The 12,482-nt window shown below is 59.9% G+C and carries 9 protein-coding genes; 2 read left to right on the top strand and 7 right to left on the bottom strand.

What is annotated here, in order from left to right; genetic code table 11:
* Nucleotides 1-127: 127 nt before the first annotated feature.
* Both QZ292_RS07285 and thiL read right to left on the bottom strand, forming a co-directional pair.
* Nucleotides 128-271, bottom strand: a complete 144-nt coding sequence (locus QZ292_RS07285; protein ID WP_294599965.1) for a hypothetical protein — start codon at nt 269-271, stop codon at nt 128-130.
* Nucleotides 272-350: 79 nt separating this feature from the next.
* Nucleotides 351-1,409, bottom strand: a complete 1,059-nt coding sequence (thiL, locus tag QZ292_RS07280; RefSeq protein WP_294599960.1) for a thiamine-phosphate kinase — start codon at nt 1,407-1,409, stop codon at nt 351-353.
* Between the two features lie 87 nt (nt 1,410-1,496).
* On the opposite strand from thiL, the gene QZ292_RS07275 reads away from it, so the two are divergent.
* Both QZ292_RS07275 and QZ292_RS07270 read left to right on the top strand, forming a co-directional pair.
* A complete protein-coding gene (locus QZ292_RS07275; protein WP_363324060.1) occupies nt 1,497-2,099 on the top strand; it encodes an adenylate kinase in 603 nt (200 codons plus the stop codon).
* Nucleotides 2,100-2,260: 161 nt separating this feature from the next.
* Nucleotides 2,261-3,697 carry a hypothetical protein gene (locus QZ292_RS07270; protein ID WP_294599957.1) on the top strand — a complete coding sequence of 479 codons (1,437 nt, stop codon included), beginning with the start codon at nt 2,261-2,263 and terminating at the stop codon, nt 3,695-3,697.
* Between the two features lie 264 nt (nt 3,698-3,961).
* On the opposite strand, the gene QZ292_RS07265 is transcribed toward QZ292_RS07270, so the two are convergent.
* The 5 genes from QZ292_RS07265 to gcvT form a co-directional block, all read right to left on the bottom strand.
* The gene (locus QZ292_RS07265) at nt 3,962-4,195 is read right to left on the bottom strand and encodes a hypothetical protein (RefSeq protein WP_294599954.1); all 234 of its coding nucleotides are present in this window, start codon (nt 4,193-4,195) and stop codon (nt 3,962-3,964) included.
* Between the two features lie 458 nt (nt 4,196-4,653).
* Nucleotides 4,654-8,079 carry an isoleucine--tRNA ligase gene (gene ileS, locus QZ292_RS07260; protein ID WP_294599951.1) on the bottom strand — a complete coding sequence of 1,142 codons (3,426 nt, stop codon included), beginning with the start codon at nt 8,077-8,079 and terminating at the stop codon, nt 4,654-4,656.
* Between the two features lie 1,447 nt (nt 8,080-9,526).
* Entirely contained in the window at nt 9,527-9,772 is a 246-nt protein-coding gene (locus tag QZ292_RS07255) for a hypothetical protein (RefSeq protein WP_294599947.1), read from the bottom strand.
* Nucleotides 9,773-9,896: 124 nt separating this feature from the next.
* On the bottom strand, nt 9,897-10,256 hold the full coding sequence (locus QZ292_RS07250; RefSeq protein ID WP_294599942.1) for a hypothetical protein: 360 nt from the start codon (nt 10,254-10,256) through the stop codon (nt 9,897-9,899).
* A 41-nt stretch (nt 10,257-10,297) separates the two neighbouring features.
* Nucleotides 10,298-11,407 carry a glycine cleavage system aminomethyltransferase GcvT gene (gene gcvT / locus QZ292_RS07245; protein ID WP_294599938.1) on the bottom strand — a complete coding sequence of 370 codons (1,110 nt, stop codon included), beginning with the start codon at nt 11,405-11,407 and terminating at the stop codon, nt 10,298-10,300.
* Between the last annotated feature and the right edge of the window lie 1,075 nt (nt 11,408-12,482).

The raw sequence follows: 12,482 nt of genomic DNA, 5'->3' as shown, positions 1-12,482 counted from the left end.
CCCGGCGCGCGAACAAAGAACGGTGCGAAGATTTGGGCCGACCCAGCCGCAGCGAAACAGCGTTTCGCTGCGGCTGTGTCGGTAAAATGGGGTAGAGGCTGGCAATTGTGAGTGCGACACGCACCGTTTATTCCGAGAGGCAACGCAACTGAAGACCGCGGCCGTGTCCATCCGTAGTGTCAGTGAGGTATGTCATGTGGAAGACCAGATACACCCCGTAGCTACCGCTCACCGAGCGCGAGTAGCTGAACCCGCTGAATCCGGCATGCATCAGACCCCCGAATCGCCCATTGTTCCCGCCGTCGCGGAAGCCCGGGGCGGGCCCTGGAGCCTTTCGTCTCCGAACCCCGCTATTTTTCCTGAGGCTCCGGTTCCGAAGAGCGGTGCGCCGTCCAGTCCAGCGCCTGGATGCGGATTTCGCCCCCGTCCGGCGTGACGAGAGCCGCCCCCTCGTCCGCCACCACCACGTGGCCGATCACATCCAGCCCCGGCATTGCCAGCAGCTCCTGATGCTTGTCCAGCGGCGCCGTGAAGAGCAACTCGAAATCGTCCCCCCCGTTCAGTGCCGCCACCACCGGATCGATGTGCATCTCCTCCGCCAGCCGGAACGTGTCCGACGCGATCGGAATCCGGTTCAGGTAGATTCGCACCCCCGCCTCCGACCGCCGGCACAAGTGCAGCGCCGCCGACGCCAGCCCCCGCGTCACATCGATCATCGCCGTCGGTCGGATCTTCGCCTCCCGCAACTCCTGAACGATATCCATCCTCGCCTCCGGCTTCAGCTGCCGTTCCAGCAGATAGGCATTCTCCTTCGTCAGTTCCGGCCGGCTCACCGCGTTGCCCTTCAGCACCCGTTTCTCGCGCTCCAGCAGCTGCAGCCCCATGTACGCCGCCCCCAGATTGCCCGTCACACAGAGCAGATCCGTCGGCTTCGCCCCGCTGCGCAGCGTCAGCTCCTCCTCCGCCACCGTCCCGATCGCCGTCGCCATCAGGTTCAGCCCCGTCAGCGACGCCGATGTATTCCCCCCGATCAGCGCCACCCCGTACCTCTCCGTCGCCCGCCGGATTCCGTCGTAGAGCGCCGTCGCATCCTCCACCGAGAACCTTGCCGACAACCCCACGCTCACCGTCAGATACTCCGCCCGCGCATTCATCGCGCAGATGTTCGACACCGCCGCCGTCACCAGCTTGTACCCCAGATGTTCCAGCGGCGTGTACGTCAGGTCGAAATCGATCCCCTCCAGCAGCGTCGCCTCGCCCACCACCTCCAGCCATCCCCCGCGGTCGATCACCGCCGCATCGTCCCCGATTCCCTGCCGGATCCGCGAATTTCCGTTCGTCGTGAAAGACTCCGTCAGCCGCTCCACGAAAGCGACCTTGCCTAATTCCGATATTTCTGTCCGATTCATTTTTTTCGATTGTGTCATGTTTTGCAAAATTAAGATTAAAAAAATAACTTTACCGCCTCTTAGAGAGCGGCCGTACAGCCGCGCCGCATGATATTAAGAATTTATCGCATCATGTTGAACATCGTGTTATTCGGCCCTCCGGGGGCCGGCAAAGGCACCCAGGCCGAGAAACTCCAGGAACGCTACGGACTGTTGCACCTCTCCACCGGTCAGGCTATCCGCGACGAGATGAGCCGCGGAAGCGAACTCGGCCGGCTCGCCGCCGCTCAGATGGAAGGCGGGAAGCTCGCCTCCGATGAACTCGTGCTCGGTATCATCGAGAAATACGTCGAGGAGCACCACTCGGCTCGCGGCGTGATTTTCGACGGCTTTCCCCGTACCCTGCCCCAGGCCGAAGCATTCGACGGGATTCTGAAACGCATCGGCACGGGAGTGACGGGAATGGTCGCTCTGGAAGTGCCCGACGACGTCGTGATCGAACGGATTCTCACCCGCGGAAAGACCAGCGGCCGGGCCGACGACCAGAGCATCGACACCATCCGGAACCGGATCGCCGTCTACGATGCCCAGACCGCCGTGGTGGCCGAATACTACAAACAGCAGGGCAAATACCGCGCCGTGAATGGCGTGGGCACCATCGACGAGATCTTCGAACGGTTGTGCACCGTAGTCGACAGCTGGGAAGAGTAGGGGAGAGGACGTTCTGACATTTTTGACCCCATTTTTGACGCGAGACGTGTCTGCGGAATCAGGAAACACCCTGTTCCGTAGTGGCGTCTCGTTTTTGTATCCGGCCCCGCGCGCTGCGGGCCCTCCATGGAAAAGAACAAAATACCCAAAATCAAAGGATTATGAAAAAATACCTCATGCTGTTCGGTTTGGCCGCCCTGCTCGTCGGCTGCAAATCGGAAAAAACGACTTCGGGACCGAACTGGCCCTCTTTCGAGTCGGCCGAACCGACCTATGTCGACTATTTTACCGGATATCTCAAAGGCAGCACCGGCGCCTATACGACTGCAGTGCCGCTGACCGCCGACGGCGTGGCCGAAGCCCGGGCGGCCGTTTGGGACTCCTGGGGGCGGGCTTACAGCCGGACTGCGAGCGAGATATTGCCCGCTCTGACTCCCATGCCGGCTTATGATAAGAATAATTGGCCGGCACAGAGCGGGAGCTGGTACCTGAACGACGACAACTCCTTTTATACGGGAACGATGCCCTTCTACTACTTCTCGAAAGGCAGCAAACCGGCCGCAGGCTATCCGTTGTTCCTTTTCCTGCACGGTTCGGGTACCAGCTCGCTGGACGAATGGCATGCCGTTTACAGTTGGGCCGAATACTTTTCGGATGACAGCCCGTGTCTCTACTTTATTCCCCGGAGTCCGAAAGGAGCCGAAGGGACACGCTGGAAACTGAAATCGCGCCAGCTTGCTTGGGAACAACTGCTGTGCCAGTCCTATCTGTTCGGCGAAACCGACCCGAACCGCGTCTATTTTACCGGTATTTCGGAAGGAGCCTACGGTAGCCAGAGTCTGGCCTCGTTCTATGCCGACTATCTGGCCGGCGCAGGGCCGATGGCCGGTGGCGACGACCTGAAAGTCGCTCCGCCGGAAAACTACGCCAACATCGCCTTTACTCTGCATACCGGTGAGAAAGACGTCTCCTATTCGCGCGACCAGCTGACCCTGGCCGTCGGCGAGGAGCTCGATCAGCTGCAGGCCGCTCACCCCGGCTATTACAACCACCTGGTCGAACTGATGCCGGGAGCTGAACACGGGTTCTATTACAATGAGGCCCAGACGGCCGGATGGCTGAAATCGCAGCCCGCGCGGAATCCGTGGCCCAGGTACGTCTATTGGGAGAACTTCCCGCTCGACGAGGTGTACGACGGCGAAACCACGCGGCGTTATCGGAATGGCTTCTACAACCTGTACGTGAAAGAGCGTTCGAACGACGACGCCTCGTCGCGTTCGTGCTACGAGATGACCATCACCGGCAACACCGTCGACCTGACGGTGAACACGGTGACCTATGCCGTAGCCGAAAACGGGCCGTACAATATCCCGCTGAAATACACCAAAACCTACACTCCGGCGACCAAAGGCCGCATCGTGATCTATCTGAACGACAAACTGGTCGATCTGACCCGTCCGGTGACCGTTCTGGTGAACGGCGTCGAAAAGTTCAATGGAGTGGTCGCTTTGGATGGCGCCAACCTCGTGAACAGCTGTGCCGCCTTCTTCGATCCGGAACGTCTCTTCCCCGCTTCTGTCGAAGTGACCGTCCAGTAACCTTGCTTTTAGAGAGCTTTTGAACCTTGCCGATATCGCACAGCTTAGGTGCGGTATCGGCAATTTTTGTATACTGCTGTCAGATAGTGTAGTGTTTTTTGACTTCAGATAGCGTCTTGCGGAGCGTGAGGCGCGCGGACAGAGAATGGGGTAGAGGCTGCCGCAGCGAAACTTGCGTTTCGCTGCGGCCGTGTCGGTAAAATTGGGGTAGAGGCTGCCTGTTAGGGTAGACCCGGCCAGTTTTCGAGTGCCGAGCGGCACCGTTTATTCCGAGAGGCAACGCAATGGAAGACCGTAGGCGCGGTGGTTCGCGTTGCTGGGATAGAGGTCCGTCACGTAGAAACTCAAGTACATGCCATTGGTACTGCTGACCGTCGAAGCCCAGTTGTAACCGCCCTGGCCGACTCCCGCCAGTGCGCCATCCGCATGATTGCGGTAGCCCGGGGCGGGGCTTGTTTTTCGCGCGCCTTGGGAAATCCAGTCAAAACGTGCCGGCACATTTTGACGATTTCCCTTTTAAGGCGTGGCGCGCGGGTTTGTTTGAGGGTACTGCGCTCGGGCCGCGCGGGCCCCACGTCCCGTGGACGGGCGAAACTTGCGTTTCGCTGCGGCTGTGTCAGCCCAATAGGGTAGAGACGGCCATTTCGGAGTGCCCGGAGGCACTTTATTCCGAGAGGCAACGCAACTGAAAACCGTGGCCGCGACCGTTCGCAGCCGAAGGATTCATGCCCGTCGCATTGAATACCAGCCGCCAGGCGTTTGTGCTACCGTCGGGCACCGACGCAGACCAGACCGTACCCTCGTGGCCGACGCCGCCCGGCTTGCCCTCGCCGTAGCTGCGGTAGCCTGGGGCGGTTTACATTCAGACTCACAAAACACACAGATACAAAAAACAGCGGTTCTGTCCCGAAAGAACAGAACCGCTGTCATATCCGATTGAAAAACAGGGGCGGAAGTTATCCGATCCGTTCGACCGTCATCGTCAGCGGCAGTTCGTCGATCTCGATCTCCGACCGCTGCCGTCCCGCCGCCACCGAAACGCCGCCCTGCGCCAACGTCTGCGCCGCGATGTAATCCGCATACTTACGCACTGCCTCATCCGTCTCCGGATTCGATTCGACCACGACCCGAATCTTGTCCGTTACCTCGAACCCCTGCTCCTTGCGCAGGTTCTGGATCCGGTTCACCAGCTCACGTGCGATTCCCTCCGTCCGGAGCTCCGGCGTCACCTCGATGTCCAGCGCGATGGTCAGCGTCCCCTCCGTCGCCACCAGCCAGCCCGGCATATCCTCCGACGTGATTTCGAAGTCCGTCCGTTCCACCGGCAGCACCTCACCCCCCGCAATCCGTAGGTCATACGTCGCCGTACCGAGCGCCTCGATCGCCGCAATATCCTCCTGCGAAAAAGCTTCGACAGCCGCCGCAATCGCCTTCATCTGCTTACCGTACTTCGGCCCCAGCGTTTTGAAGTTCGGTTTGATCCGCTTCGTAATAATCCCTGTCGTCTCGTGCAGATATTCCACCTCCTTGACATTCACCTCGTTCAGGATCAGTGACTCGACCGCCTCCAGCCGCCGCTGCACCGCAGGGTCGAGCACCGGAATCATCATCTTCTGCAGCGGCTGCCGCACCTTGATGTTGACCTTCCGCCGCAACGCCAGCACCATCGACGATGCCCGCTGCGCCAACTCCATCCGCCGCTCCAGCTCTTCGTCCACCAGCGCAGCATCATAGGTCGGGAACTCTGCCAGGTGCACCGACCCCGCTTCGTTGTGCGTCAAATCCCGATAGATTCTGTCCGAGATGAACGGCGCGAACGGTGCCACCAGCAGCGAGACCGTCTTCAGACAAGTGTACAGCGTCTGGAACGCCGCCAGCTTGTCTCGCGTCATTCCCCCGCCCCAGAACCGTTTGCGGTTCAATCGCACATACCAGTTCGACAAATTCTCATCCACGAACGTTGCGATCGCCCTCGCCGCCGGCGTCGGGTCGTACGCCTCCAAAGCAGTCGTCACATCTTTGACCAACGTATTCAGCAGCGAAATGATCCACCGGTCGATCTCCGGCCGTTCCGCCACCGGAACGAAATCCGCCGCCAGAGAATCAGCCGTGAACCCGTCCACATTGGCATACAGCGCAAAGAAGCTGTACGTATTATATAAGGTGCCGAAGAACTTGCGCCGCACCTCGTCCACCCCGTTCGTGTCGAATTTGAGGTTGTCCCACGGCTGCGAGTTCGAAATCATGTACCACCGCACCGCATCCGCCCCGAATTTGTCCATCACCTCGAACGGATCGACCGCATTCCCCAGCCGTTTCGACATCTTGTTGCCGTTCTTGTCCAGCACCAAACCGTTGGAGATGATATTCCGGAACGCCACGCTGTCGAACAGCATCGTTGCCAGCGTATGGAGCGTGAAGAACCACCCCCGGGTCTGATCCACCCCCTCGGCGATGAAGTCCGCCGGGTAAATCTTCCCCTTAAAATCCACTTCGTCGACCTCGAACGGATAATGCACCTGGGCATACGGCATCGCCCCGCTGTCGAACCACACGTCGATCAGGTCCGGCTCCCTCCGCATCGGTTTCCCCGTCGATGAAACGAGGACGATGTTGTCCACATACGGCCGGTGCAAATCGAAACTGTCGTAATTTGCTTTCGAGAAATCCCCCTCCTTATACGAGGCCAGCGGGTTTTCCGTCATCAACCCCGCCGCAATCGCCCGGTCTATTTCCTGTTTGAGCTCTGCCACCGAACCGATACACTTCAATTCACTGTGATCCTCCGTCGCCCAGATCGGCAGCGGTGTTCCCCAATACCTCGACCGACTCAGGTTCCAGTCCACCAGGTTTTCGAGCCACTTCCCGAACCGTCCCTCGCCCGTCGACGCCGGCTTCCAGTTGATCGTCTTGTTGAGTTCGATGAGTTTGTCCTTCACCGCCGTCGTCCGGATGAACCACGAGTCCAGCGGATAGTACAGCACCGGTTTGTCCGTCCGCCAGCAGTGCGGATAGTTGTGCGTGTGCTTCTCGATCTTGAACGCCTGATTGTTGGCCTTCAGCATCATGCAGATTTCGACATCCAGCGTCTCGTCCTTCTCCGTCTTGGCCGGATCGTAGGCATTTTTGACGAACTTGCCCGCAAACTCACCATACGACGCGTCCACATACTTGGCCACAAATTCCGGATCGAGGTCATCCGTCAGGAAGAATTTCCCCGTCCGATCCACCATCGGCTGCCACTTGCCCGCCTTATCCAGCAAGAGCATCGGCGCAATCCCGCTCTGCTTCGACACCCGGTCGTCGTCCGCCCCGAAGGTCGCCGCGATGTGCACGATCCCCGTCCCGTCCTCGACCGTCACATAGTCCGCCACGATCACCCGGAACGCATCTCCGCCCAGCTCCGCCAAAGCGGGTTTGATCCACGGAATCAGCTGCTCATACCGAATGCCCTCCAACTGAGAACCCGTATATTCACGAACAACCGTATACTCCGTAATCTTGGCCCCCGCCATCGTCTTCTCCAGCAGATCTTTGGCAAGTATAACGGTTTGTTCGATTCCTGTGTACGGATTGGTGCAGATCACCTGCACATACCGGATATTCGGCCCCACCGCCAGCGCCATATTGCTCGGCAGCGTCCACGGCGTGGTCGTCCATGCTAAGAAATACAAATCCCCCTTAACCGCAGCATCGCCACCCGCAAAAAGCGCCTCGCTCCGCTCGTCGCGAATAATCTTGAACTGTGCCGTGCAGGTCGTATCCTTCACATCCCGATAGCACCCCGGCTGGTTCAGCTCATGGTTGCTGAGGCCCGTCCCTGCCGCCGGCGAGTAAGGCTGAATCGTATACCCCTTGTACAACAATCCCTTCTCGTACAGCTGCTTCAGCATCCACCACAAGGTCTCGATATACTTATTATCATAGGTGATATACGGATTTTCCATATCCACCCAGTACCCCATCTGCCGGGTGAGCTTGTTCCATAGCCCGGTGTATTCCATCACCGCTTTGCGGCACTGACGGTTGTAGTCCTCGATGGAAATCGTCTTCCCGATATCCTCTTTCGTGATCCCGAGTTTCTTTTCGACCCCGAGCTCCACCGGCAGTCCGTGCGTATCCCACCCCGCTTTCCGGTGCACCAGAAAACCTTTCTGCGTCTTATACCGACAGAACACGTCCTTGATCGTCCGGGCCATGACGTGGTGAATCCCCGGCACTCCGTTTGCCGACGGCGGCCCCTCGTAGAACACGAACGTCGGGTGTCCTTTTCTGGTTTCGATGCTTTTCCGGAAGGTCTCCTCCGCATCCCACTGCGTCAGCACCTCGGCCCCGAGCGCAGCCAGGTCGAGACCTTTGTATTCGGTGAATTTTTTACTCATGGAAGTCTTGTGATTTCAGCGATTGACAAAGGTACGGAATTTCCGGGAAAAAGTCTTCGGGAGCAGTCGTTCGGGATTTGGCGAGGGAGTTTTCGCCCGTGCGCGGCCAGAGAAGCGGCCAGAGAAATAGGGTAGAGGCTGTCCATTCCGAGTGCCGGGAGGCACCGCCCGCCCGGCGTAAGGGCAGTCCCATCCGGTTGGGGTAGAGGCGGCCCTGTCGGAGTGCCCGCCGGCACCGCGCGCCGACGCCTTAGGAAGCGATTCAACTGTTTCGGCGTGAGCCGAAAGAGAATGAATCGCCCAAGGCGTGCGAACTAAAACTCGCCCCGTCGCCCGCCCGTGTAAGAGGGCATATTCTGCCGATTGGCGGCGAGCCAATCCGGCAAGAATTGCCGCGGGCGACTGAAAACCGCGCGCCACGCCTTAAAAGGGAAATCGTCAAAATGCACCTGTGCGTTTTGACAAGATTTCCCAAAGGCGCGCGGACGAAGAACAAGGGTATAGGCTGCCAGCGTTCGAGTGCCGAGCGGCACCGGCGGAGCGACAGCGGAGCCGCAGTGAGGCGGACACGGGGCTTTGCTTTGGGCTGGAAGCGAGTAGCTGAGGCCCCGTGGTAACGGTCGGCCCGCAGCCCCCGGATGCGAAGGGCCGAAATACTCCGCTCATGCTCCGTATTCGTTCTCCGCTGGCTGCGGCCGAAAACAAATTGGCCGTGCTCTTGCGACCGTAAGGTCGCGCAGTCCGACGCCATTCCCGGCGGAGGGCTGCAACTCGACGGAGCTCGTTGCACTCTCCGCTGGCGCCGAACTGCTGCTGGGGTAACAGCTGTAGGCGGAGAGCGAGTATCGCGATTCTGCGAATCGCCGGGCTTGCGCGCCGGGCCTTCGGCCCACCCCCGGAGCGCGCAGCCCGAACGGGGTAGAGAATTGGGCAGAGTTCTTGCGACCCATTGGGTCGCCGGCCCTGTCGCCCAGGCGCGAAGCGCCTCGGGGGGGTGGGCGACAGGCCGAACAGACGGAGAATTAAGCGGTGCTTTTGCGGCTCGCAAAGTTCCAGCACCAAGGAGGTCGCCGTTACTTGAACAAAATCCGCCGGGGGATTTTCAAGGGGGATGTGAATCCCCCTTGAATGTGCTCTTTGCCTACTTTCTACCACATAGTAGAAAGTAGGGGCCCCCGCGGCCCGAGCGGAACAGAGAGAAGAGGTAAACTAATCACCTCGACATTAACAGCCACCCGACATTAATTCGCAAACATCGAGTTCTGTCCGCGCGCCTTACGCGATTCATTTTATTTCGGCTTGCGCCAAAATAGTTGAATCGCCTTTTAAGGCGTCGGCGCGCGGTCGAGCTCTGAACCGGATAGAACTGCCCTGCGCGGGCGGCGTCCGGGTGACCCCGGCGGGACGGGGCGATGCTTGCGCATCGCTAAGACCGCCTCGCCCCCGTTTATTCCGAGAGGCAACGCAACGGAAAACCGTGGCCACGGTAGTCCACGTAGCTGGGATTGAGGTACTGCGTGTTGAAGTCCAAGAACACGCCGTTAGTCCCGCTGACAGCGGACGACCAACTGTACCCGTGGCGGCCGACGTACATCAGACCGCCTAACCGCCCATAGTTGCCTGCGTCGCGGACGCCCGGGGCGGGGTGTTGGGTTTGAGCGTTCTCCCGCGCGCCTATGGGAAATCTTGTCAAAACGCACAGGTGCATTTTGACGATTTCCCTTTTAAGGCGACGGCGCGCGGTTGGTTTGAGGGTACTGCCCTTCCGCCGGGCGGGCGGTGCGTGCTGCACTCCCAATTGGCTGTGTCAGCCCCGTTTATTCCGAGAGGCAACGCAGCTGACGACTGTAGGCACGGCGGCCCACGCTGCTGGGATTGAGGCTCTGCGCGCCGAAGCCCAAGAACACGCCGGTAGTCCCGCTGACAGCGGACGACCAGCTGTAACCGCTGTAGCCGACGTCGCTCAGCGCGCCCGAGGTGCTGCTACGGTAGCCCGGGGCGGGGTACCAGGCAAGCGGGGTTCCCGTGCCCGAGGTGGTTACCTTGTACAACCGACCGTTGGTCGCCTTGTAATTACCAGCACCGTATTTCTCGCCCGGCACGCCGTCCGAATAGTACGGGAACGTCCCGTTCAGCGGAGTCGTGGCGTCCTGCGTAAAGTCAGACCACGCCATCAAAAAGTGAACAGCCCTCCGTCCGAACCCTCTCCGCCCGATGCCTATTTTTTATAGAACGGCGGCCGCACCACCTGCGCCTTGATCTGTTTGCCTCGAATGACAATCGCGATCTCCGTCCCCGGCTTTGCGAACTCCGGCCGGACATACGCCATTCCGATTCCCCGTTTGAGACTCGGCGACTGCGTGCCCGAAGTAACTGTCCCGATCGGTTCGCCCGTTGCCGAAACCACTTCGTACCCGTGCCTCGGAATCCCCCGTTCGACTATCTCGAATCCGATCAGCTTGCGTGCCACACCCTGCTCTTTCTGAGCCGCCAAAAGCGTCCGGTCGATGAAATCCCCTTTCGTGTCGTTGAATTTCGTGATCCATCCCAGTCCTGCCTCGATCGGCGATGTCGTGTCGTCCAGGTCGTTGCCGTAGAGACAGAACCCCATCTCCAGCCGCAGCGTATCCCGCGCTCCCAGTCCGATGTTTTTCAGACCGTATTTCTCACCCGCTTTCCACAGCGCCGCCCACAATTTTTCCGCATCCTCGTTGGCCACATAGATCTCGCATCCTCCCGCCCCGGTGTATCCGGTAATGGAAAGGATGGCATTCGGAATCCCCGCCACCGTCGTCTTGCAGAACGTGTAGTACTCCATCGACTTCACGTCCCGGTCCGGACACAGCTCCTGCACCAGCTCCATCGCCCGCGGCCCCTGTACCGCCAGCTGGGCGATCTCGTCCGAAGCGTTATAGAACTCCTTGCCCGGCGTCAGTCCGAATTTCGGCGCATGGTTGCACAAAAAGTCCCAGTCTTTCGCCGCGTTCGCCGCATTCACCACCAGCAGGTAGGTCTCCGCATCGATCCGGTAGACCAGCAGGTCGTCCACAATCCCGCCTTTTCCGTTCGGAAAGCAGGAGTACTGCACTTTCCCGTCGTAGAGCGTCGAGACATCGTTCGAAGTGACGTATTGCAGAAACGGCAGCGCTTTCGGCCCCTTGACCCATATTTCGCCCATGTGTGAGACATCGAACACTCCGACCCCCTCGCGCACCGTCGCATGTTCGTCGTTGATGCCCGTGAATTCGATCGGCATGTTGTATCCCGCGAACTCCGCCATCCGGGCTCCCGCCGCCACATGTTTTTCGGTAAAAGCAGTCGTTTTCATGATTGTAGTTTGAGTTTTCGGTTTGAGATTTGCAGGGAACAGTCGTCCCGGCTATCCGGACAAAGTTAGGACTTCTGGCCGAGAAACCGGCTTTTTTGTCGCGAAATCGTCCCCCGCGTGCGACGAAGCTTAAGGATTACGGAGCCTAAGGCGTAGCGTGCGAGCAATGGATTGGGCTGCCCCAGCCATTCGCCCACCGCGGGCACGCGGGGCCCGCCCGGCCTGAGGGCGGTTCCGTCCGGTTCAGAACTCGACCGCGCGCCGATGCTTAAGGAGGCGATTCAACTGTTTCGGCGACGAGCCGAAATAACAATGAATCGCCCCGGCGCGCGAACAGAGAACGGGTGACAGAGTAGGGCAGAGGCTGCCGCAGCGAAACGCAGTTTCGCCCGTCCACGGGACGTGAGGCCCGCGCGGCCCGAGCGCAGTACCCTCAAACCAACGCGCGCCGCCGCCTTAAAAGGGAAATCGTTCAAACACGTAGTCGTGTTTGAACAAGATTTCCCCCAGGCGCGCGAAAAAACACAACCGGTGGCGGAGCGACAGCGGAGCCGTAGTGAGGCGGGCACGGGGTTGTGCTTTGGGCTGAGAGCGAGTAGCGCGATTCCGGGAGGAATCGCCGGGCATGCGCGCTGGGCCTTCGGCCCACCCCCGGAGCGCGCAGCCCGAATTTGCAATAGGTTGGGCTGAACTGTTGCGGCCCGTAGGGCCGCCGTCCTCGGCGAGAGCGACGCTTTAGCGGCGCGAGGGGGGCGCGCCGAGGACGAACGGGCGGAGAATTGGGCTGAGCGGGAGCGGGCCTACGCCTGGGGTGGCTCCGGCCCGCGCGGCTCTTCGAGCCGCAGGGTTGTAGTCGTGTTTCCCGCGCGCCTTTGGGAAATCTAGTCAAAACACGCAAGCGAGTTTTGATGATTTCCCTCTTAAGGCGTGGCGCGCGGTGGTTTGAGGGTACTGCCCTCGGGCCGGCCGGGCCCCGCTTAAATAAGGTAGTGATAACCCTAGTAAAAGCCCCTGTGGGGCCCCGCGGTGGGCAATTGGCCGTTTCTACTTCTAAGAAAATCGCCGGGGGATTTTC

The organism is uncultured Rikenella sp. (assembly GCF_910577125.1).
Classification (GTDB): Bacteria; Bacteroidota; Bacteroidia; order Bacteroidales; family Rikenellaceae; genus Rikenella.
This window is presented reverse-complemented; position numbering and strand designations above follow the sequence as displayed.

What these genes read in the sequence shown, in the direction of transcription:
- QZ292_RS07285 (WP_294599965.1), bottom strand. Translation starts at nt 271, where the DNA reads ATGCATGCCGGATTCAGCGGGTTCAGCTACTCGCGCTCGGTGAGCGGT.
- thiL (WP_294599960.1), bottom strand. Translation starts at nt 1,409, where the DNA reads ATGAATCGGACAGAAATATCGGAATTAGGCAAGGTCGCTTTCGTGGAG.
- QZ292_RS07275 (WP_363324060.1), top strand. Translation starts at nt 1,497, where the DNA reads ATGATATTAAGAATTTATCGCATCATGTTGAACATCGTGTTATTCGGC.
- QZ292_RS07270 (WP_294599957.1), top strand. Translation starts at nt 2,261, where the DNA reads ATGAAAAAATACCTCATGCTGTTCGGTTTGGCCGCCCTGCTCGTCGGC.
- ileS (WP_294599951.1), bottom strand. Translation starts at nt 8,079, where the DNA reads ATGAGTAAAAAATTCACCGAATACAAAGGTCTCGACCTGGCTGCGCTC.
- gcvT (WP_294599938.1), bottom strand. Translation starts at nt 11,407, where the DNA reads ATGAAAACGACTGCTTTTACCGAAAAACATGTGGCGGCGGGAGCCCGG.